Origin of the sequence: Acidocella aminolytica 101 = DSM 11237, assembly GCF_900129125.1 — a bacterium.
Lineage (GTDB): Bacteria > Pseudomonadota > Alphaproteobacteria > Acetobacterales > Acetobacteraceae > Acidocella > Acidocella aminolytica.
Window position 1 is genome coordinate 122,818 of the sequence record NZ_FQVJ01000004.1, and the last position, 21,573, is coordinate 144,390.

The window sequence follows — 21,573 nt, forward strand, 5'->3', positions numbered from 1 at the left end:
CTCACTCCGCCGCCTGCGCGGCTTCCAGGAAGTCCTGCGCGAAACGTTGCAGCACCCCGCCGGCATCGTAAATCGAGACTTCCTCCGCAGTATCCAAACGGCAGATCACGGGCACACGCGTCTCATCGCCATCCTTGCGGTGAATCACCAAAGTCAGTTCCGCGCTCGGCTTGCGCTCGCCCAGCACGTCATAGGTCTCAGTACCATCCAGCCCTAGCGTCAGGCGGGTGGTGCCGGGTTTGAACTCCAGCGGCAGTACCCCCATGCCGATCAGATTGGTACGGTGGATTCGCTCGAACCCTTCCGCCACAATCGCCTCCACCCCTGCTAGGCGCACGCCCTTCGCCGCCCAATCGCGTGAGGAACCCTGCCCATAATCCGCGCCCGCGACGATAATCAACGGCTGACGGCGGTTCATGTAGATCTCAATCGCCTCCCACATCCGCGTCACCTGCCCTTCCGGCTCCACACGGGCCAGCGAGCCTTTGCGTACGCTGCCATCCTCATTGCGCACCATCTCGTTCAGTAGCGTGGGGTTGGCGAACGTGGCGCGCTGTGCGGTCAGATGATCCCCGCGATGCGTCGCGTAAGAATTAAAATCTTCTTCCGGCAAGCCCATCCTCGCCAAATACTCACCCGCCGCCGAACTCGGCAGAATCGCATTTGAGGGCGAAAGATGGTCGGTAGTGATATTATCCCCCAGCACCGCCAGAGGACGCATGGCCTTCAGCGTGCGCTCCCCGGCCAACGCCCCCTCCCAATAAGGCGGGCGGCGGATATATGTGCTTTGCGGTCGCCACGGATAAAGCGGGCTCACCTTCTGCCGCGTCGCACGCTGGCCAAACATCGGCTCATACACATTGCGGAACTGCTCCGGCTTCACCGAGGCCGTGACCACCGCGTCAATTTCCTCATCCGAGGGCCAGATATCCTTGAGCCGGATTTCCTTGCCGTTCGTATCATGCCCCAGCACATCGCGCCCGATATCAAACCGGATCGTCCCCGCAATGGCATAGGCCACCACCAAAGGCGGCGATGCCAGGAAGGCCTGTTTCGCATACGGATGGATCCGCCCATCGAAATTCCGGTTTCCTGACAGCACGGCGGTTGCGTAGAGATCCCGGTCAATAATCTCCTGTTGGATCTTCGGGTCCAGCGCGCCAGACATGCCATTGCAGGTTGTGCAGGCAAAAGCGACAATGCCAAAGCCGAGCTTTTCCAACTCCGCCGTCAGCCCGGCCTCATTCAGATACAACGCCACCGCCTTAGAGCCCGGCGCCAGCGAGGATTTTACCCACGGCTTACGCACCAGCCCGGCGCGATTGGCATTGCGCGCCAGTAGCCCGGCGGCAATCACGTTGCGCGGGTTGGAGGTGTTAGTGCAGCTGGTAATCGCCGCGATAATCACCGCCCCATCCGGCATCTTCCCCGGCTCCTCCTTCCAAGGTGCCGCCACGCCTCGCGCGGCAAGATCGGCAACCGGTAAACGCTTGTGCGGGTTGGAAGGCCCGGCCAGCGTACGCACCACGGAGGAAAGATCAAAACTCAACACACGCTCGTAACGGGCTTTCGTCAGCATATCCGCCCATAGCCCAGCGGCGCGGGCATAATCCTCCACCAACTTCACATGCGCCACCTCACGGCCAGTGAGACGCAGATAATCAATGGTCTGCTCATCAATGGCGAACATCGCCGCCGTGGCCCCATATTCCGGCGCCATGTTGGAGATGGTGGCCCGGTCGCCGACTGTCAGGCTGCGCGCGCCCTCTGCATAAAACTCAAGATACGCGCCCACAACTTTCTCACGACGCAAGAATTCCGTCAGGCTCAATACAATATCCGTGGCGGTAATGCCCGGCTGACGCCGCCCAGTCAGCTCCACCCCCACAATATCCGGCAACCGCATCCAGGAGGCGCGGCCCAGCATCACATTCTCGGCTTCCAGCCCGCCCACGCCAACGGCAATCACGCCCAGCGCATCCACATGCGGCGTATGGCTGTCCGTGCCCACCAGCGTATCCGGGAAGGCCACGCCGTTCGTCAGCTGAATCACAGGCGAAAGCCGTTCCAGATTAATCTGATGCATGATGCCATTACCCGCGGGCACAACATCGATATTGTCGAACGCTTCTTTCGTCCAGTTGATGAAATGAAAGCGGTCTTCATTTCGCCGGTCCTCAATGACCCGATTCAGCGCGAAGGCGTTCTTCTCGAACCCCGCATGTTCCACGGCCAGCGAGTGATCCACAACCAATTGCACCGGCACAACCGGATTCACCTTGGCCGGATCACCGCCTTTCTCGGCAATGGCATCACGCAGCCCAGCCAGGTCGACCAGCGCCGTCTGGCCCAGAATGTCATGGCAGACCACCCGTGCCGGATACCATGGAAAATCCAGATTGCGCTTACGTTCAATCAACTGTTTCAGCGCATCATTCAAAAGTGCCTGCTCGCAGCGCCGAATCAGGTTTTCAGCCAGTACGCGAGACGTATAAGGTAGCGTCTCATACGCACCGGGAGAAATCGCCTCTACCGCCGCGCGCGCGTCGAAATAATCAACGCCCGCATCGTTCAGAGGCTTGCGGAATTTCGTGTTCATGCTTTCGTTTCCTGCAAATTTTGACGTTCGATATTCAACCGCGAAGTACGGATATGGCGGCGCATCAACAGCTCCGCCAACTCACCATCACCATCCGAGATAGCATCCAGAATTCTATGATGTTCCGCGAACGCCTGGGCCGGACGGTTGGGCGTCGCGGAATATTGAATCCGGTACATACGCGCGAGTTGGTAAAGCTCATCGCATAACAGGCGGAACAGCATGGCGTTCCCGCAGGCTTTGACGATCCTGTAATGAAAATCGAAATCGCCTTCCTGCTGATAATAACCCCGCCCGGCCTGGAAGGCTTCATCCTGCTCATGCGCCCGCAGCACCGCGCGCAAGGCATCCACCTCCGCCGGGCTCATATGTTCAGCAGCCAGGCGACAGGCCAGCCCCTCCAACGATTCCCGTATCTGGTAAAGCTCATTCAGTTCCTCACGGCTCAAAGAAACAACCCGCGCCCCCACATGCGGCACCCGCACCAAGAGCTTCTGGCCTTCGAGCCTGTGCAACGCCTCACGTAACGGCCCCCGGCTGATCCCATAAGCCCGTGCCAGTTCAGGCTCGGAAATCTTGGCACCAGGCGCAATCTCCCCTTTCACGATCGCGGCCTGAAGCTGCCGCAGCACTTGCTCGGTAAGGGTTTCACTCTCAGGCGGCAGGGACGCTATCATCACCGATGACCCTCAATTATTGTTGACAATAACCTATAAAATAACTTTTTTCGCAGCAAAAAAATGAGCTATATTTGTTATATTGTCAACAACCATATAAAGTCAGAAATTTCTCTCGCGCCGCAAACGCACAAAAAAACCCACGGCCTAAGAACCGGAGCTTGCGCAAAGAACATCGATTTTCAGAAAATATAATGGCGGAGGAGATGGGATTCGAACCCACGATACGCCTTGACAGCGTATAACGGTTTAGCAAACCGCCGCCTTCAGCCTCTCGGCCACCCCTCCGCAGCAGGTTTCCACTACACGTGGAATCGCCGCTGTTTGCTCATAATGGTCAGCCGCGCGAAGGTAAAGCCCAAAGGCGGCAATAATCGTTCATAATAGCTATAACCGGCCCGTCATCCGGTCAAACTCCCAAAAATGTCCACCAACCAACTGACAAACAACATTTTTCTAGAAACCAAGCCCACGTCATGCTGCAACGCAAAATTTCTCTTGCAGTGCAGCATTATTTGCGGTATAAACCTCCTACAGGGTGAGTTTCTCCCCTGTTTCTTGGACGTTTCCTCCCTAAACTTGGCGGTGCATCATTGCACCGCCTTTTTTTTATTCTGCGGCTTCCGCCAAGCCAGGGCCGCGCGCGCCCCAGCTCTGCTCAGTAGCAATCACGCCTTCTAGAAAGCAAGTCAGTTTCTGCCGAAGCGTCTCAAAGACCGGCTTACGGGTGAACTGACGCTCGTTCATATAAAGACCCCGCGCCAGTTCAATCTGCATGACCTGCACCCCTTCATGCGGATTGCCATAATGGCGGGTGATGAACCCCCCGGCATAAGGGTCATTCCGGCGGACGGAAAAACCAAGCCGCCCAAACCCCGCCGCGATATGATTGGACCAGGCCGGCAAACAGCTCGTGCCATGACCATCTCCCAGAACAACATCGGGCCGCCCGCCCAACCGAGACAATGGCGTCGGCATGGAGTGGCAATCCAGCACTAGGCAATGCCCAAACCGCGCCAGATTATCGTCAATCAACTTCGCCAGCGCCTCATGAAACGGCAGCCAGCATTGTTCCACCCGCGCCTGCGCCTCCTGGAAGCTCAGCTTACGAGTATAAATCGGCTCTCCTGCCCCCACAATGCGCGCCAGCGTACCCAGCCCCGCCGCCACACGCGGGCTGGTGGTATTCACATAATCAGGCAGATGGTCTGTGAACATTGCCGGATCAAGCTCCCACGGCTCCCGGTTCACATCGCACCAAGCCCGGGGAAACTGCGCTGCCAGCAATGGCAGGCCCAAATCAGGCGCCATCTCGAACAGCTCATCAACAAACGCATCCTCCGAGCCACGGATACTCAGCGAATCCAGCCGTGAAGATTCAAGAAATTCACGCGAATACCGGCTTCCCGAATGGGGTGAGGTTAGCACGATACCCGCCACGGGCCGCTCGGGCAGACGCAATGTGATGGGCGGAAATTCCATGAGCTTCATATTCAACCAGCATGACGTCCTCCCGGCAAGGGAAACGATGCGTCACGGCACCGCCTGCCGCGCGAATAAAGGCTGCCCCGGGCGGCGCACTATCTCCCCCATGGCTCGGCGCCAGCGTGCAGGCAACCAACCCAAACGCCCCCGGGCGCTTCCCGCCAGCACCAGAACCTCCGGCCAGGGCACCAACGGGCAGATGGTGCACCAAGGCCAACGCCGCCAGCCGTCCGCCAGTCAGCAATTCACGACAATACTGAGAGTATTCACCCCGGCATACCTGGAAACACCTGTCCGCTGGCCGTAGGCAGAGGGTTGACCAGCCGATACAGCGCCAAAAGCGGCGCCAGCACGGCAAAGCCCGCCGCGCGCTCCGCCAGCACGGTCACAAAATTCCGGTCCGCCCCCCGCGCCGCGTCGCGTGCCAAACCCATTCCCTCCTCCCAGAAGCGAGACCAGACAAAACAACTTTAAGTTACCAGAAAGTCACAAACTTAACCACAGACCACACAGCGCCAGCCCCAAGGCGGGCGGCATCATCACCGCTCCCAGCGCCAGAAACCGCCAGCCATTCATTTCGTAGCCATGGCGACGCAACGCATTCAGCCACAAAATCGTCGCCAGAGAGCCGGTTACCGAAAGGTTCGGACCCAAATCCACGCCCACCAGCGCCGCCGCCTTCACGCCAGGCGCCGCGCCCGCGAATAAATGCGCCGCCAGCAGCCCCACCGGCAGATTATTGGCAATATTGCTGAACAGCGCCAACCCGGCGGCCACCGGCACCAAGCCAGAGCCCGCCCATGTGGCCAACTCCCGCGCCAGCCCGGCTTTGTCCAGCGCTGCGACCATGATAAACAGCCCCGCCACCATCGGCAGCACACTCCAGGACACACCACGCACCACCTGCCATGGCGGGTGCCGCGCCACAATGCCCACCAGCGCTACGCAGGCCACGCCAAGTGCGCAGGTCAACAGCCCCAACGGCCAGCCCAGCGCCGCCCCCAAGACCAGCAGTACCGCCGCCCCGCCCAACCCGGCCAGCGTCCAACGCCCGCCCAGGCTCAAAGCTGGAATAGCCCCGGGCACGCGCGGCGCCGCCCGCAAATGCCGCCTCTGGGTCAGCCACAACCCGACATAGGTCGCCAAAATCGCCATCACCGAGGCCAACCCAAACAGATGAAGCCACACCCCAAGCCGGGGCATCTGCCCATCAAACAGCACCAGATTGGCCGGGTTTGAAATTGGCAATAGAAACGACGCCGCATTCGCGACAAAAGCGCAGATCAGCAGATGCGGCAGAGGTTCCGCCACACCGGCGGCCTCAGCCATGGCGACCACGGCGGGGGTGAACACCACGGCGGTCGCATCGTTGGAAAGCAGCGCCGTAATCCCCACCGCCAGCCCATATACCAGCGTGAACAACCGCCAAGCCGAGCCTCCCGCCCGCCGCGCCAGATGAGCCGCCGCCCAGGCGAACACGCCCTGCAGCAACGCCAGTTCCGCCAGCAGCATCATACCGACCAGGAACAGATACACCTCCGTCCCCTGCCCCGCCGCACGCCAGGCCACCAGCGGGCTTATCACCCCGGCCAACACCAGCACTCCAGCCCCTGCCAGAGCAGGCACAGCCTCTTTCACCCCAAACGGGCGGATCATCATGCCAACAAGGCTGGCCGCAACCATCAGCAGGATGGCGGCCTGGCTCATGCCTGCCGGGCAAAACTGAAATAAACCAACGCCAGCAACGGCAGCGCGCCACCCAGCACGCACAACCCATTCCATCCCGCCTCGGTCAATAATAGCCCGGTCACCGCCGACCCCGCAGCCCCACCGAGAAAGAAGATCGCCATAAAAATCCCGTTCATGCGTGACCGAAGTTCCGGCGCCAGAATGTAAATGGAGCGCTGGCTCAACACTAGATTGGTCTGCACCGCCGAATCCAGCACAATCCCCGCGAATGCCAGCACCACCACCGCGTGCAGTTCCGCCCCCAGCGCCGCGATGCCAAACGCCACCACCACGCCGCACAGCGCACCAATCGTCCCCGCCTTGGTATGGCCGCGATCCGCCAGATGCCCCGCCGCCGGAGCCACAAACGCCCCCGCCGCGCCCGCCAGCGCAAACACGGCAATACCGCGCTGAGTGAACCCGAATTCCTGCGCCAGCAGCAACGGCGCCCCGGTCCAGAACAGCGAGAACCCGGCAAAACACGCCGCCTGATAAGCCGCCCTTTGGCGCAGCACTGCAAATTTCACCGGCAAGATGAACACCGAGCACAGTAGCGCGGCATAATGCAGCCGCACCTGCGGCACCCGGCGCGGCAGCTTATGGCTGAGCAGCCAAGCCAGCCCCGCCATGACCCCGGCGGAGAGAAAAAACACCAGCCTCCAGGACCCAACCGCCGCGATCACCGAAGCCACCGGCCGCGAGAGCAGAATGCCAAACAGCAGCCCGCTCATCACCTTGCCCACCACCCGGCCGCGATGGCTTTCGGGCGTGAGATGCGCCGCCAGCGGAATCAGCATCTGCACCACCACAGAGGTCAGGCCGATCAACGCTGAAACCACGAGCATCACCGGCCCATTCCAGGCCAGCCCGGCCAGCACCAGCGGCAGAATCGCCGCCAGAATCGTCGCCACCGCCAGCCGGCGATTCTCCACCAAGTCCCCCAACGGGACCAGAAAAATCAGCCCCGCCGCATAGCCAAGCTGGGTGAGGCTCACAATCAGGCTCTCCGCCCGCGACCCCATATGCAAAGCCGGGCCAATCAGCTCAATCAGCGGTTGGGAGTAATAAATATTCGCGACGGCCAAACCGCAGGACGCGGCCAGCAGCCCGACCATTGGCCGGGAAGGTACGGTTTCAGACATGATCCTCTGACTTAACGGCGGACAAAATTTCTGCGAAGCAGCAAATGGGGCGCCCAGGTGCGGCGCGCCATACCCGCTGGGAGGATTTATGGATTTATTGCACGCCGTTCTGTTTGCCATCCTGCAAGGAGCGACAGAGCTGTTTCCCGTCAGTTCGCTGGGCCACGCGGTTGTGGTGCCCGCCTTGCTGGAATGGCATATCCACCAGGAATCCCCAGGCTTTCTGCCGTTTTTGGTTATGCTGCATCTGGGCACCGCCATCGGGCTCGCCACCTATTTCTTCGTTGAATGGCTGACCATGGCACGCGGCGTGCTGGGACTGGGCCACGCGTCTGAAAACGCGTCCGCCCGGTCCTTGTTCTTCAAGCTGGTGGTGGCCACCATTCCCGCCGTGATCATTGGTGGGCTGTTCAAGAAACATATTGCGCTACTGTTCGGCACCCCACTCATCGCCTGCGTGTTTCTCGTGCTCAACGGCGGCCTGCTAATGCTGGGTGAGCGCCTGCGCGGCCGCGCCAGCCGAGAAAACAACATTTCCTACAAAGACGCGCTGATCATCGGGCTGTTCCAGTGCCTCGCCTTCCTGCCCGGCCTTTCGCGCTCAGGCGCGGCCATGGTCGGCGGGCTCACGCGCGGCGTCTCCCATGCCGGCGCAGCGAAATTCTCCTTCCTGATGGGCACGCCGATCATCTTCGCCGCCGGTGTGGCGGAGGTGCCCAAACTCATCCACACCCACCAACTTCATGATCTGTTAGGCCTGTCTCTGGTCGCGGCTATTGTCGCGGGCGCGGTGGCCTATGCCAGCACCGCCTTCCTGATGCGCTATTTCAGCAATCACGATGAATGGGCGCTGCGCCCCTTCGCGCTCTATTGCGCCATCGCCGGTATTGGCGGATTTCTGCTGTTGCAGGCCGGACTATGAAGCTGCTTTTTCTGCTGGCGGCCTTGCTGCTCGTCCCGGTTGCCGCACATGCCAAATTCAACATCGCCGAAGCCCCCATCGGCCGGACGAACTTGCGTTGGTGGGATGCCCATTGGCACCAGACACTGGCTGAACGCGACGCCGACCCGACTGCGAAAATTGTCTGGCTGGGCGATTCCATCACCTATTATTGGCAGCGCCAAGGCGGGCATGGCTATGACGACATCAAGCCCGTCTGGAACAAATATTACGCCCCCTACGGCGCGCTGGATTTCGGCTTCGTCGGCGACACAACGGCCAGCCTCATCTGGCGTCTGGACCATGGCCAGGTGGCCGGGCTGAACCCGCAACTCACCATCATCCTCATCGGCGCCAATAATTTCGGCCACACCCATTGGGGAACGGACATGACCGCGCCCGCTATCGAATCAGTGGTCGGCAACACACAAAAACGTCTGCCCAACGCGCATATCCTGCTGCTGGGCGTACTGCCTTCCATCCGCAGCGCATGGATTAGCGAACAAACCCTCTCCACCAACGCTGCCCTGGCGAAGCATTACGCGGGCAACCCGCGCGTCACCTTCATCGATCTGCGGCATTTATTCATTAAAAACGGCAAGGTGGACGCCTACCTCTATGTCGATCCGCGCATGACCCCGCCGGAACCCGCCTTGCACCCGGACCGTGAGGGCATGACCCTCATCGCCGAGGCTCTGGCGCCGTATGTGAAGAAATACGTCCATTAACCAACCATGCGGCGGCTGGCTCAGGCCTTCCAGAAAGTCATAACCAGCCCGCCCGCAACCATCAGCGCACCGCCTACCAGCACCGGCAGATCCGGCCTCACCCCGAAGGCCAGCAAATTCACGATCTGCGCCACTACAAAAAACAGCGCCACATAAACGCCCAGCAGCCGCCCGAAATCCCAGGGCGGCAAATTCACCATCACGCCGTATGTAAACAAAACCACCGCTGCCGCCGCAAAAAACCCGGCCCGCACCGGCAGCGCGTGGGGATGCAGCGCGGTCCGCGCCAGCGCATCGCCACCCACCTCCAGAATAGCGGCCAGAGCCAGCATCAGCAGAGTTAGAAGATTATTCATCCCCGCCCAACGGGCTCACCGCACCCTCACACCAGCTTGCTGTACTGAATAAAGCCGGGCTTGTCCGCCAGCTTGTCATACAGCGCCTGAGCGGTCTTGTTGGTCTCGTGCGTCAGCCAATAAACCCGGCCGCAGCCCATCTCACGTGCCCGCGCATACACGGCCTCGATCAGCGCCCGGCCAATGCCTCTGCCCCGAGCGGCCTCAGCGGTGAAAAGATCCTCCAGATAACAGACATCATTCACAGACCAAGTACCGCGATGAAATACGCAATGCACCAACCCCAGCAGCACGCCATTCTCCTCTGCCACCAATGCTTCCATTGGCTCGGCAGGGTCCAGGAAGCGCGCCCAGATCGTGTCCGTCACCTCCGGCGCCAGCACTTGGTCATAAAAGCGCAGATAGCCACACCAGAGCTCCTCCCACCCGTTCCTGTCTTCCGGGTGGAGGGCACGCACCCTCATGCCAGCCTCGCCAGCGCGGCCCCGAGGCGCTTCACCTCGTTGGTGAAACTCTCCTCGCGATCCCGGTGTTCATCTAAAATCGCCTCCGGCGCACGGGCAACAAAATCGGCATTGGCCAGCTTCGCCTGCACCTTTTTCAACTCGCCTTCCGCCTTGGCCAACGCCCCGGCCAGCCGCTTCTTCTCGGCCTCCAGATCAATCAATCCTTCCAGTGGCAGGATAATCGTCGCCTCACCCAGCACCGCCTGCGCGGCATTCTTCGGCACCGGACCGTTCAGCGCCCCAATCTCAGAGGCGCGCGCCAAGCGGGAGATTGCCTCAAACCAGCGTTGCGCCCGGTCCAGCGTTTCACGCACCGCGTCCTGCAAAAACACCGGGGATTTCTGCGAAGGCGGCACGTTCATCTCAGACCGCACGGTGCGGATTTCCGAAATCAGCGCCACCAGCCAGTTCAGCTCATCCTGTGCGGCCTCAGCGCCGCTCACCTTCACCGGCACCGGCCAGGGCGCGGAAATCAGCGAGCATGCCGCGCCATAGCCGAAATGATCCCACAGCTCCTCGGTCACATACGGGATCAGCGGGTGCATCAGCCGCAGCAACACGCCCAGCACATAGGCCGCCGAGTCACGAATTTCCGGCGCATCCTCGCTGGCAAACCCCGGCTTGGCGAGTTCGATAAACCAGTCGCACACATCACCCCAGGCAAACCGGTAGCAGGCCGCGGCATAATCATTCGGGCGATACGCCTCCAGCCCCGCCGTGGCAGCCTCAATCGCTTCATTCGCCCGCGCCAGCACCCAGCGGCAGAGCGGCAGCGTTGCATCCTGCGGCCTGAAATCCGAGTTCGGCTTCACCCCGTTCATTTCCAGAAACCGCGCGGCATTCCATATCTTGGTGATAAACGCGCGGTTGGTCTCGACGATCTTCTCGCCCAGCTTAACATCACGCCCTTGGCCCGCGGCGGCGGCCACGGAATAGCGCAGCGCATCCGCGCCGAATTTGTCGATGAGCGTCAGCGGATCCAGGACATTGCCCTTGGACTTGGACATTTTTTGTCCCTTTTCGTCACGCACCAGCCCGTGAATATAAATGGTGCGGAACGGCACATCGCCCATGAAATGCAGCCCCATCATCATCATCCGGGCCACCCAGAAGAAAATGATGTCAAACCCCGTCACCAGCGTGTCGGTGGGGTAGTACTTAGCCAGCTCCGTTGTCTGCTCCGGCCAGCCCAGGGTCGAGAACGGCCAGAGTGCGGAGGAGAACCAAGTATCCAGCACATCCTCATCCTGCGTGAGCGCCACACCCGCCCCGGCCTTGGCCTGAGCTTCTTCCTCGGTGCGCGCCACATACACTTTGCCCGCCTCATCGTACCAAGCAGGAATCCGGTGCCCCCACCAAAGCTGGCGGGAGATACACCAGGGCTGAATATCGCGCATCCAGGCGAAGAAGGTGTTTTCCCACTGCTTGGGCACAAACTGCGTGTGCCCTTTCTCAACCGCCTTGATGGCAGGCTGCGCCAGCACATAGGCGTTGCAATACCATTGCGTGGTCAAAAACGGCTCAATCACCGTACCCGAGCGGTCGCCATACGGCACCACATGCGGATGGGGCTTCACCTCCACCAGTTGTTCGCGCGCCTCCAACTCCGCCACGATAAGTTTACGCGCCGCGAACCGGTCCTGCCCTTCAAGCGAGCGCACAAACTCCGGCATCTCGCCCAGCTCGGCCAGCGTGATCCTGCCCTGCTTGTCGAGCATCGAGGGCATGGCCAGCCCATGCCGCTTGCCAACCTCAAAATCGTTAAAATCATGTGCGGGCGTTATCTTCACCGCCCCGGTGCCCTTCTCAGGGTCGGCATACTCGTCCGCGATGATGGGGATTTTCCGCTCCGTCAGCGGCAGCACCACATGTCTGCCGATGAGATGCTTGAACTTTTCATTCTCCGGGTGCACCGCCACGGCGATATCCGCCAGCATTGTCTCCGGCCGGGTGGTGGCGACGATAATCTCTTCGCCGCCCTCAACGGGGTAGCGAATATACCACATATTCCCCTTGGTATCCCGACTCTCCACCTCAAGGTCGGAGATCGCGGTCTGCAGCTGGGTATCCCAGTTCACCAACCGCTTGTCCTGATAAATTAGCCCTTCCTCGAACAGCCGCACGAATACCTCGCGCACCGCCACGGAAAGCCCCTCATCCATGGTAAAGCGCTCGCGTGCCCAATCCGGCGAGGCGCCCAGGCGGCGCAGTTGCCGGGTGATATTGCCGCCGGACTCAGCCTTCCACTGCCACACGCGAGAGAGGAACGTTTCGCGCCCCAGATCTTTGCGGGACACGCCTTCCTTATCCAGCAGCCGCTCCACCACCATCTGCGTGGCGATGCCCGCATGGTCGGTGCCTGGCTGCCAGAGCACGTCGCGCCCCTGCATCCGCCGGAACCGGACAAGAATATCCTGCAACGTCATGGTCAGCGCGTGGCCCACATGCAGGCTGCCGGTGACGTTCGGCGGCGGGATCATGATGGAGTACGGGTCCGCTTCACGCTCCGGTCGCGCCGCGAACGCGCCCGAAGCTTCCCAACCACCATAAAGCCGCGCCTCGGCGGAGGACGGCTCGAAATTCTTGTCCAATGTTGTCACGAAAAAACCCCAACGCCCGCCAGGAGGCGCGTCTTACATTAAATAATCAGGGGGCGCCGGCACGCCCCTTTAACAACCGGCTTAGTCCTGGGCGCGGTCCATCACGCGGTTGATCTCGGCACGCACCATACGCTCCACCAAGCTGGGAAGATGTGTGTCCAGCCACGCCTTCAACACCGGCTTCACCTCCTCACGGACAATATCCTCAATGGTGATGCCCGCACGGCCAACCGAGGCGGCACGCTCCACGCTCACACTGCGTACCAGCGCGCCAATGGAGTTGCTAATCTCAGACACGGCCTGCTCGCCAACCAGCCCTTCCGGGCGTTGCACTTGCTCTTCCATGTTCACATCCTTTTCTTGGTCTGCCGCCATGGCGCCCCCTGTTTCCGCCAACAGCGGAAAATGCACATCCAATGTCTGCGTCACGGATTCAGGGTCAGGCATAATGGTAATCGGCGCCAGTTCCTCTTCATCTTTTTGCATCGGCTGAATATGCAACGCCGGGTCGGTGGCAAAATGTTCCGCCACCGGCGCAGGCTCGGTCTCAGGCTCAAGGGCGGGTTGTTCCGTCGCAGTATCCGACAGATCAGACTCCCGCACCCTCATGCTGGCATCCAGCAGCAACTCATCATCTGGCACCTGCGCCCGCTGCACCGCTTCCTCTTCTTCCGAGAGAATACGGCGGATGGAGGCCAGAATTTCCTCCATCGAGGGTTCCGCCGCGCTGGCCGGGCCGGAATGATTAGAAATGCCGTCGCTTTCGCTCATTCTGCCTCCTCAAGGGGTTGCTGGCGCCGCGCTGGAAACAGGCACAATCGGAGACACTGGCGGCGCATTGAGCATCTCCCCATCCGGCGCGATTCCGGCCGCCGCATCCGCTCCACCGCCTGTGCCTATCCCGGCGTATTTCACGGCGTCATAATATTTCTGGTCGTTATAATCATGCACCGGCAAGTCCAGATCCTTGGCGGTGAGCCGCCCAATTGCAACGGCGATGTTATAGGAATAAGTTACCAACTGCCCAATGCTCTGCACCTGCTGGATCTGCGCGGTCAGCAAGGCTTCCTGCGCGTTCAGCACGTCCAGCGTAGTGCGCGTACCCACTAGTTCCTCGCGCTCAGTGCCATCCAGCGCCACTGCATCCGCTTTGATTTGCGCGTTGGAGGCCAGAATCGAGGTCCGCGCCGCATCCAGCCCCTGCCAGGCTTGCGTCGCATCGGAATACGCCTTGCGCTGCGCCGCCAAAATCGCGGCAAAATCTTGCTGCTGCTTGGCCTTGGCCTGCCGGATCGCTGAATATTCCTTGCCACCCTGGTACAGCGGCACGGTCAATTGGCCGATAAAGGATGCCCCGCTGGTGTAATTATTTTGCCCGGAACTGCCGGACAGATCATAAGCCGAAGCTTGGAAGGTAAGCTGCGGCATCAACGCCGCGAACGCCACATCCACGGCATCCTTGTCGGACGCATCTGTAAATTTCGCGGCAACAACATTGGGGTTGTTCCGCACCGCCAAGGCGCCAGCCTTTACCGCGCTATCCACCGGCAGCACCAGCGGCTGCGGCGGGGCCAGATTATCAGCCGGGTCTTCCCCCACAAGCTGGCGGAAATTCTCACGCGCCATTTTCAAATTGCCCTCGGCAACAGCCACCTGCTGCTTGGCCTGCGCCAAGGAGGCCTGCGCCTGCGCCACGGACGTCATGGTGATCTCACCGATATTGAACTGCGTCTGCGTGTCGTGAAGCTGGCGCGTGAGCACCTGCTGGTTGCTATGCTGCAGCGCCAGCAGCTTCTGGTCCTGCACCACGGTCACATAGGCCTGAACCACGTTCTGAAACGTGGTCTGTTCCGTGGCCAGTAACTGCGCCCGCGCCGCATACACGGCATTTTTCGCCTGCCGCGTCTGCGCGACCACCTTGCCGCCTGAATAAATCGGCTGTGTCACCGTCACCTGGGCACTTGTCTCAGTACCATTCTCCGGCACCTTGGAGGAGGTGGTCACATATTTCTGCGTCGTCGGGTCGTAAGCCGAGCTTCTGTATTTCTCAGACCCGGTTACCCGCCCCGCATCGCCCTGGAACGTTACGGTCGGCCGCCAGCCGGACAAAGCCGTCGGCACCCCTTCATCCGCCTGACGCAGCGCAGCGCGTTGCTGTTGCAGAGTGGGGTTATTATAATAGGCTGCCACCAGCGCCTGCGTGAGGGTCGCGGGCGGTGCGGCATAGGCGGAAATAGGCAGCAGCGTCAGCCCCGCCAGCGCCATTCCTGAAAGCATATAAGCGCGCGGCAAAAGGCTGCTCCTTTCGATAATCAGAAGCTGAAGGCCGGTGCAGGTGTGAATTGCGGCAGCAGACGCGCCGTGCAATCAAACGCTTTAACATGCCCATAAGCACCGCCCGCCGACTCCGCCACCACGGCACGGCCCAGCGCGCCGGAGGCGCTGTCATCGGCAATAATGGTCACGACTCGGCCTCCAGGGGCCAACTGACCGGTCAGGGAGTGCGGAATCTCCATCACCGCGCCTTCGATCAGAATCGCGTCATAAGGCCCGGAGGCAGGCCAACCAGCCTTAAGCGGGCCGGTTGCGGCTTGCACCTTGGAGGCATAGCGCGCCAGAGCATCGTTGGTCAGGCGCGTTTCTTCTTCCAGCGCCACCACATCGGCCCCGGCTAGGCTCAGCACAGCGGCCAGATAACCGCTCCCCGCGCCGATCACCAGAACATGTGCGGGATTGGCCTGCAACACCAGCGACGCGAGCCGTGCCATAATCATCGGCTTCAACATGAAACGCCCGCCGCCCAGCGGCAGATCAGCGTCGGAATAAGCCAGCGCGCCCAGGGGGGCGAAAGCCTCACGCGGCAACGAACGCATCGCCTCGGTTATGCGCAGGTCATGCACATGATTAGGGCGGACCTGCGAATCCACCATATTGTCGCGCGCTATCGCCAAAGCATCCAAATCAGCCATGGAACCCTTTCCACTTCGCAAGTGCGACACTTATAGCGGCGGCGCGGTATTAAACTCAACTGTACCCGCTAGCTTGGCACACCTGACGGAAGAATTGTCTTTTAAATATGAAAGGCGGCTTGACCGGCGCGGCGCGGACAGAGATATAGGGGCCGCACCAAGCCGGTCCGGTGGCAGAGTGGTGATGCAGCGGACTGCAAATCCGCGAATGTGGGTTCGATTCCCGCCCGGACCTCCACGCAAAGCGTGGCTCCCAAAAACATGATAGCCAACCTAACTCTTATTACGTACCGTAATAGGCGTTTTTTGTGCTCATCCGGTATCCAGACGAAAAAAAAGCCGGCCCGGAAACCCGGAACCGGCTTTTTTTATGTTTGGGACGCTCAGATCAGCCGCGAAACGCCTTGGGCAAAGCGGTAATGGCATGGTCGATCAGAGCGGCATCAGTGTCATTGCTCACGGTATCGCGCAAGAAAGCGGAAGACGCCGCCGTCGCGATATCAATCGCCGCGGCACGGACTTCCTTCACGGCCGCTGCTTCCGCTGCCTGAATCCGGTCCATCGCCATCTGCTCACGGCGGCGGGCTGTGGCTTCGGCCTCGGCAGCCAGCTCGTTCGCAAGACGCTCGGCTTCGGCGTGCGCCGTGGCGAGAATATGCTTAGCATCTTTCGCCGCCTGCTCCTGCTTGACCTTGGCGTCGACCAGAATAGCTTCGGCTTCCGCCTTGAGCTGTGCGGCTTCATCCAAGGCGGCTTGCACCGCCTTGGTCCGCGCATCCAGCAAGTTACCTATCGCGCCCAACACTTTGCGCCCCGCAACGAAGGCAAAGATAAGGACCGCAACCGTAACCCAGAAGGTGCCGTTGGCCCAGAAATGTGCTTTGAGAGCTTCGTATTCCATCTGTTACGCCGCCTTGCGTGCCGCCAGCGCGTCGTCAACACGCCGGGTTAGCTCGTCCTGGCCTGGCACGGAACCGGTCAGCTTGAGCAGGATGCTGTTGGCTGCTTCCGCAGCAACAGGTTTGATGGCTGCCATGGCAGCGGCCTGGGCGGCCTCGATTCGCGCTTCGGATTCGGCGAGCTTGGCTTCCAACTTCGCGTCCAGCGCGGCGGCTTTGGCGGCGGCCTCGGCCTTGGCGGCAGCGATTGCCTTTGCCAGTTCAGCCTGAGCGTTGGAGCGCGCTGCGGAGAGTGTCGCAATCTGCAATGCCGCCGCCTTGTCTGCTTCCTGCTTGGCGGCACGGGCCGCGGCAAGATCACGTGCAATGACAGCGGCGCGGTTCTCAAGAACCTTGCCAATTTGCGGCAGCCCCCAGCCCGACAGCACGACGTAAAGCACCACCAGAATCACCGCCATCCAGCCCACCTGGTCGAGGGTGAGCGGGTTGGAGAAATTCATCTGCGGCATCGTGCTTCCCTCAGCCATCGCGGCGGAGGGGGCAAGCGTCAGCAACAGAGCGGCGCTGAACCAGCGCATCTTAGGCGAACAAAATGATAAGCGCGATGACCAGCGCGTACAGTGCCACTGCTTCCGTCAGCGCGAAGCCGAGCAGAACGTCGCGGAACATCGCGTCGCGGGCAGCCGGGTTACGGCCGACGGAAGACACGAAAGAACCGAACAGATTGCCGATACCCACACCAGCACCGGCGACACCAATGGTCGCGAGGCCAGCACCGACATCCTTGGCGAGCAAAGCGGCAGACTGAGGATCCATTTAACTTTTCCTTTTCGAAGAAACTTTTTGTAGGTCAGATCAGTGCATATGCACGGCGTCGTGCAGATACAGGCAGGTGAGGATGGCAAACACATAGGCCTGCAGCCCCGCCACCAGAAGCTCAAGCGCGGCCAGCGCGACGTTCAGTCCCAGAGGGATGATCGCAGCAACGGCACCGAACACACCGAACCCGGCCACCAGCAGCAGCATGAACCCGGCGAACACCTCCCACATCACATGTCCGGCTGTCATGTTGGCAAAAAGACGGACAGAGAGGGACACGGGACGGGAGAGGTAGGAAATGATCTCGATAGGCACCAGAAGCGGCAGCAGCCAGCCCGGCACACCGGCGGGAACAAAGAATTTCAGGAAGCCTACCCCGTGCGTGTAGAACCCCACGGCAGTCGAGAAAAGGAACACGAACAAGGCCAGCGCCAAGGTCACTGCGATATGCGAGGTGAAGGCGAAGAAATAGGGGAAAAGGCCTATCAGGTTCCCGAGCAGGATGAAACTGAAGATGGTGAAGACCAGCGGGAAAAAGCGACGCCCTTCCTCACCGATTGTGTCCGTGCACATATTGTGGACGAACTCATACAGCACTTCAACCAGCGCCTGTATACGGCCTGGCACCAACGCGCGGGCCCGCAGGCCGACCGCGAACATCCCCACGATGATGACCGCTGCGGCCAGCATTGCCTCGTTCGAGTTGGTGAAATTGACGGCGCGACCAATGGGCCCGAGACCCGTGGTCAGGCTGAATTGTTCCAGCGCGTTGATCGATGGTCCCGCCATGTATTTACCCTGCCTGAAGCCGTCTTGTTCCGCCGCTCGCGCGGCACCTTAAAACCTTACCGTCCGCGGTCTGCCCGCAACAAATTGCGCAGACCGGCCGCCAAACCAACGGGGACCATGAGGATCATCAGCCACGGTTGCGTGTGGAGCAGCTTATCCAGCCCCCACCCTATTACCACGGCGATGACCATCGCGGCCACCATTTCAACCCCCAGGCGCGTTGCCAGCTCCACAGCGCGTTGCGCCGAAGCCGCCTGGCTCTTGCCCGACTCAGGACGTTTGGGCCCGCTGGCAGCTTCCTCAGCCGCCTTCAACCTTACCTCAAACGCCTTTTTCTCCGGCCCGTCGCTCATGCACCTGTCTCCTGCGGAAAACCGCCAGAGAGGTTGGGCCGGTTGCTATCCTCCCCCCCTGGCACTGTCAAGAATGAAGACGCGTTATAGTGCATGTGCGTCTTTTGTGCCAAAATTATACAAGCTGAAATGTTGACGCGGTTACGGACGGTTCGTCACTTATTCGCGAGTCGTTTAAATTTGAGGACCCGCTGTGCCTGTGGAAATGCTGCGCGAACTGCCGCTGGATCAGATTCTTCTCGGTGATGCCGGGACAATGCTGCGCATGCTGCCCGATGCGTCGGTGAACTGTGTGTTCGCGGACCCGCCGTACAATCTGCAGCTTCGGGGCGAACTACGCCGCCCGGATGACAGTGTGGTGGACGGCGTGGATGATGATTGGGATAAGTTTGACGATTTCGCCGCCTACGATGCCTTCACGAAGGTCTGGCTGTCCGAATGCCGCCGGGTTTTGAATAAGGATGGCACAATTTGGGTCATTGGTTCGTACCATAATATTTTCCGCATTGGGGCGATGATGCAGGATCTCGGATTCTGGATTCTGAACGATGTGATCTGGCGCAAGACCAACCCCATGCCGAATTTCCGGGGGCGGCGCTTTACCAACGCCCATGAGACGATGATCTGGGCGGCCAAGAGCAAGCAGAGCCGATATAAATTCAATTATCAGTCCATGAAGGCGCTGAACGATGATTTGCAGATGCGCTCGGACTGGACCCTGCCACTTTGTACCGGAAATGAACGTCTTAAAAACGTGCACGGGCTAAAGCTACACCCCACCCAGAAGCCCGAGGCGCTGCTGCACCGTGTGATTATGGCCTCAACCGGGCCAGGCGATGTGATTGTGGACCCGTTTCTGGGCTCTGGTACCACTGCGGCGGTGGCCAAGCGGCTGCACCGGCATTTTATTGGCATTGAACGCCACCCAGCCTATGTGGAGGCCGCCTGGGGCCGCTTGGCAGCGGAGGAGCGCGCACCCCGCAACGCCGTGGTGGCGCCGCCCTCCGGCCGGGAGACTCCGCGAATCGCCTTTGGCAGCTTCGTGGAACGTGGCATTATCCGCCCCGGCACGCAGGTAATGGACAAGCAGCGCCGTTTTGCCGCCGAGGTCACGGCCGAAGGCGGGCTTGTGAGTGGGCCGCATCGCGGCTCAATTCACCAGGTTGGGGCGGCAGTGCAGAACGCGCCAAGCTGCAATGGCTGGACCTTCTGGCATTATGAGCGGGACGGGCAGTTGCTAGCGCTGGATGTGCTGCGCAAGGAAAACAAGGAGGGGTAAAGCCCCCCTCCCCTTAACGCGCCACTTTGCCCGATTCGCCGATGAGCTTCTGTGCCAGCAGCACGGGAATCGCGGTGAACAGAATGATGGCGAATACCACCACATTCACCTCCGGCAGTTGTTGGCCGAGGCGGATGGCGCCGAAAATCCAGAGCGGCAGGGTATTCTGCGCGCCGGCGGTGAAGGTGGTCACGATTACTTCATCGAAAGACAGCGCAAAGGCTAGCAACGCCCCTGCCCCAATGGCGCTGGCCATCATGGGCAACTGGATGAGGCGGAAGGTGCGGAAGGCATCCGCCCCCAGATCCGCCGAGGCTTCGGTGAGGGAGCGCGGCATCCGCCGTAGCCGGGCCACCACATTATTATAGACGATCACCACGCAGAAGGTCGCGTGCCCTGCCACAATGGTCCAGTAAGAGAGATTGATTCCCCAAAAGGCGAAATAAGCCGCAAGCGCCATGCCGGTGAGAATACCCGGCAGCGCGATGGGCAGCACCGCGATGAAGCTCACCACCTCCTTCGCGGCGCTTTGCATCCGTGCCACGGCCATGGAGGCCAGGGTGCCCAGAATCATCGCGGCGATGGTGGCCACAGCGGCCACTTTTAAGGAGAGTACCAAGGCTTGGCGCACTGCTTGGTCGGCCCAAGTATCCGCGAACCAGTGCAGGGCGAATCCGGCGATAGGCCATGCAGGAATCGGTGCGGCGGAGAAGGCGTAGAGCACGATCACCAGGATGGGGATGAACAAAAAGGCGAAGATGGCCGCCACCACGGCCCAGATGAGGGTTTCAGAGCGCATCGAACGCCCCCAATCTCCGCGCGATAAGCAGGAATACCGCCATCACGCCCAAGGGCAGCACCGCATAGGCCGCCGCGAAGGGAATGTTGTTGGTGACGCCCACATTTGAATAAACCACGTTACCGATGAAATCTGACCCGCGCCCGCCCACCAGCATCGGCGTGACGTAGTCGCCCAGCGTGAGGGAGAAGGTGAAAATGGCCCCCGCCACCATGCCCGGCAGCGCCATGGGCAGCACCACGCGTCGGAAGGTGGCGAAGCCACGCTCGCCAAGATCCGCCGAAGCTTCGAGCAGGCTAGGAGGAATCCGCTCCACACTCGCCGCCACGGGCAGGATCATGAAAGGCAGCCAAAGGTAAGAGAACACGATCCACATGGCCCAGTTGCTGTACCCGATATGCAAGCGCGGCAGGCCGATTTCCATCAGCGTCCAGTTCAGGAGGCCGTCATGGGAGAGGATCAGCCGCCACGCATAAACCCGGGCCAGATAGCTAGACCAGAGCGGCACCATCACCGCCGCCATCATCGCCGCGCGCAGGCGGGGGCCAGCGAGGCGGATCATCGCGTAGGCCACCGGCCAAGCGAGGATGATGTCCGTGATGGTCACCGCCGCGGCAATGCCGATTGTCCTCAGGGCGATGTGGGTATAGACTGGCACCGAAAACAACTGCTGGAAGTTGGTTAGGGAGAAGCCGGGAATCAGGTCGCCACTGAGGTCGTCCACCGTCCAGAAGGAGGTGATGAGCAGCGCCCCGATGGCCGCCAGATACAAGGCCGCGAACCAAACCATCGGCAAGCCGAGCAACGCCACGCTGGCCGCTCCCGGACGCCGCCAGCCAAAGCGAGATAGGGATTTAGACAGGCTCATTGCCCCTGCCCTTTAAAACACAGAGGGGCAAGGCCCC

Annotated in this window: 23 protein-coding genes and 2 tRNA genes; 4 read left to right on the forward strand and 21 right to left on the reverse strand. The window is 60.7% G+C overall.

Annotation, left to right across the window (positions count from 1 at the left end):
• Nucleotide 1: 1 nt before the first annotated feature.
• The 8 genes from acnD to BUB54_RS03690 form a co-directional block, all read right to left on the reverse strand.
• Nucleotides 2-2,599 carry a Fe/S-dependent 2-methylisocitrate dehydratase AcnD gene (gene acnD / locus BUB54_RS03665; RefSeq protein ID WP_048879075.1) on the reverse strand — a complete coding sequence of 866 codons (2,598 nt, stop codon included), beginning with the start codon at nt 2,597-2,599 and terminating at the stop codon, nt 2-4.
• The gene (locus BUB54_RS03670) at nt 2,596-3,276 is read right to left on the reverse strand and encodes a GntR family transcriptional regulator (protein ID WP_048879074.1); all 681 of its coding nucleotides are present in this window, start codon (nt 3,274-3,276) and stop codon (nt 2,596-2,598) included. The genes acnD and BUB54_RS03670 overlap by 4 nt, the downstream gene beginning before the upstream one ends.
• Nucleotides 3,277-3,471: 195 nt before the next feature.
• Nucleotides 3,472-3,564 (reverse strand) — tRNA-Ser (locus BUB54_RS03675).
• 321 nt (nt 3,565-3,885) lie between these two features.
• On the reverse strand, nt 3,886-4,758 hold the full coding sequence (locus BUB54_RS03680) for an N-formylglutamate amidohydrolase (RefSeq protein ID WP_244890745.1): 873 nt from the start codon (nt 4,756-4,758) through the stop codon (nt 3,886-3,888).
• Nucleotides 4,664-5,005: a hypothetical protein gene (locus tag BUB54_RS20670; protein ID WP_148359205.1), complete on the reverse strand. Its 342-nt coding sequence runs from the start codon at nt 5,003-5,005 to the stop codon at nt 4,664-4,666. Before BUB54_RS20670 ends, BUB54_RS03680 begins: the two co-directional genes overlap by 95 nt.
• Nucleotides 5,006-5,027: 22 nt before the next feature.
• Nucleotides 5,028-5,195: a hypothetical protein gene (locus BUB54_RS20675; RefSeq protein ID WP_158320114.1), complete on the reverse strand. Its 168-nt coding sequence runs from the start codon at nt 5,193-5,195 to the stop codon at nt 5,028-5,030.
• Between the two features lie 52 nt (nt 5,196-5,247).
• On the reverse strand, nt 5,248-6,468 hold the full coding sequence (locus BUB54_RS03685; protein ID WP_048879072.1) for an SLC13 family permease: 1,221 nt from the start codon (nt 6,466-6,468) through the stop codon (nt 5,248-5,250).
• The gene (locus BUB54_RS03690) at nt 6,465-7,631 is read right to left on the reverse strand and encodes an MFS transporter (RefSeq protein WP_048879071.1); all 1,167 of its coding nucleotides are present in this window, start codon (nt 7,629-7,631) and stop codon (nt 6,465-6,467) included. Before BUB54_RS03690 ends, BUB54_RS03685 begins: the two co-directional genes overlap by 4 nt.
• A gap of 88 nt (nt 7,632-7,719) precedes the next feature.
• Between BUB54_RS03690 and BUB54_RS03695 the strand changes: the two genes are divergently transcribed.
• On the forward strand, nt 7,720-8,553 hold the full coding sequence (locus BUB54_RS03695) for an undecaprenyl-diphosphate phosphatase (protein WP_048879070.1): 834 nt from the start codon (nt 7,720-7,722) through the stop codon (nt 8,551-8,553).
• Nucleotides 8,550-9,299, forward strand: coding sequence for a GDSL-type esterase/lipase family protein (locus BUB54_RS03700; RefSeq protein WP_048879069.1), 750 nt, complete (start codon nt 8,550-8,552; stop codon nt 9,297-9,299). Before BUB54_RS03695 ends, BUB54_RS03700 begins: the two co-directional genes overlap by 4 nt.
• Nucleotides 9,300-9,319: 20 nt before the next feature.
• Here the strand turns inward: BUB54_RS03700 and BUB54_RS03705 are convergent, their stop codons facing one another.
• The 6 genes from BUB54_RS03705 to BUB54_RS03730 form a co-directional block, all read right to left on the reverse strand.
• Nucleotides 9,320-9,655: a hypothetical protein gene (locus tag BUB54_RS03705; protein WP_048879068.1), complete on the reverse strand. Its 336-nt coding sequence runs from the start codon at nt 9,653-9,655 to the stop codon at nt 9,320-9,322.
• Nucleotides 9,656-9,681: 26 nt separating this feature from the next.
• Nucleotides 9,682-10,119, reverse strand: a complete 438-nt coding sequence (locus tag BUB54_RS03710) for a GNAT family N-acetyltransferase (RefSeq protein ID WP_048879067.1) — start codon at nt 10,117-10,119, stop codon at nt 9,682-9,684.
• Nucleotides 10,116-12,761, reverse strand: a complete 2,646-nt coding sequence (locus tag BUB54_RS03715; protein ID WP_373318311.1) for a valine--tRNA ligase — start codon at nt 12,759-12,761, stop codon at nt 10,116-10,118. Before BUB54_RS03715 ends, BUB54_RS03710 begins: the two co-directional genes overlap by 4 nt.
• Nucleotides 12,762-12,842: 81 nt before the next feature.
• Entirely contained in the window at nt 12,843-13,532 is a 690-nt protein-coding gene (locus tag BUB54_RS03720) for a DUF2497 domain-containing protein (RefSeq protein ID WP_048879065.1), read from the reverse strand.
• Between the two features lie 9 nt (nt 13,533-13,541).
• The gene (locus BUB54_RS03725; protein ID WP_048879064.1) at nt 13,542-15,053 is read right to left on the reverse strand and encodes a TolC family outer membrane protein; all 1,512 of its coding nucleotides are present in this window, start codon (nt 15,051-15,053) and stop codon (nt 13,542-13,544) included.
• Between the two features lie 20 nt (nt 15,054-15,073).
• Nucleotides 15,074-15,730: a protein-L-isoaspartate O-methyltransferase family protein gene (locus BUB54_RS03730; protein ID WP_048879063.1), complete on the reverse strand. Its 657-nt coding sequence runs from the start codon at nt 15,728-15,730 to the stop codon at nt 15,074-15,076.
• A 164-nt stretch (nt 15,731-15,894) separates the two neighbouring features.
• On the opposite strand from BUB54_RS03730, the gene BUB54_RS03735 reads away from it, so the two are divergent.
• Nucleotides 15,895-15,968: transfer RNA gene (locus BUB54_RS03735), tRNA-Cys, on the forward strand.
• Between the two features lie 150 nt (nt 15,969-16,118).
• On the opposite strand, the gene BUB54_RS03740 is transcribed toward BUB54_RS03735, so the two are convergent.
• From BUB54_RS03740 to BUB54_RS03760, 5 genes are read right to left on the reverse strand one after another with little or no spacing between them, the layout of a single operon-like run.
• Entirely contained in the window at nt 16,119-16,631 is a 513-nt protein-coding gene (locus BUB54_RS03740) for a F0F1 ATP synthase subunit B family protein (RefSeq protein WP_048879062.1), read from the reverse strand.
• Nucleotides 16,632-16,634: 3 nt separating this feature from the next.
• Nucleotides 16,635-17,207 carry a F0F1 ATP synthase subunit B family protein gene (locus BUB54_RS03745; protein WP_048879061.1) on the reverse strand — a complete coding sequence of 191 codons (573 nt, stop codon included), beginning with the start codon at nt 17,205-17,207 and terminating at the stop codon, nt 16,635-16,637.
• A gap of 1 nt (nt 17,208) precedes the next feature.
• The gene (gene atpE, locus BUB54_RS03750) at nt 17,209-17,445 is read right to left on the reverse strand and encodes an ATP synthase F0 subunit C (protein ID WP_048879060.1); all 237 of its coding nucleotides are present in this window, start codon (nt 17,443-17,445) and stop codon (nt 17,209-17,211) included.
• Between the two features lie 39 nt (nt 17,446-17,484).
• Complete coding sequence (locus tag BUB54_RS03755) at nt 17,485-18,237, reverse strand: F0F1 ATP synthase subunit A (RefSeq protein ID WP_048879059.1); 753 nt, start codon at nt 18,235-18,237, stop codon at nt 17,485-17,487.
• 56 nt (nt 18,238-18,293) lie between these two features.
• Nucleotides 18,294-18,590 (reverse strand): AtpZ/AtpI family protein, encoded by a 297-nt coding sequence (locus BUB54_RS03760; protein ID WP_052948366.1) that lies wholly within the window; start codon nt 18,588-18,590, stop codon nt 18,294-18,296.
• Between the two features lie 205 nt (nt 18,591-18,795).
• On the opposite strand from BUB54_RS03760, the gene BUB54_RS03765 reads away from it, so the two are divergent.
• On the forward strand, nt 18,796-19,869 hold the full coding sequence (locus BUB54_RS03765) for a site-specific DNA-methyltransferase (RefSeq protein WP_048879058.1): 1,074 nt from the start codon (nt 18,796-18,798) through the stop codon (nt 19,867-19,869).
• A gap of 13 nt (nt 19,870-19,882) precedes the next feature.
• On the opposite strand, the gene BUB54_RS03770 is transcribed toward BUB54_RS03765, so the two are convergent.
• Both BUB54_RS03770 and BUB54_RS03775 read right to left on the reverse strand, forming a co-directional pair.
• On the reverse strand, nt 19,883-20,668 hold the full coding sequence (locus BUB54_RS03770) for an ABC transporter permease (RefSeq protein ID WP_048879057.1): 786 nt from the start codon (nt 20,666-20,668) through the stop codon (nt 19,883-19,885).
• Complete coding sequence (locus BUB54_RS03775; protein ID WP_048879056.1) at nt 20,658-21,536, reverse strand: ABC transporter permease; 879 nt, start codon at nt 21,534-21,536, stop codon at nt 20,658-20,660. Before BUB54_RS03775 ends, BUB54_RS03770 begins: the two co-directional genes overlap by 11 nt.
• Nucleotides 21,537-21,573 lie beyond the last annotated feature (37 nt).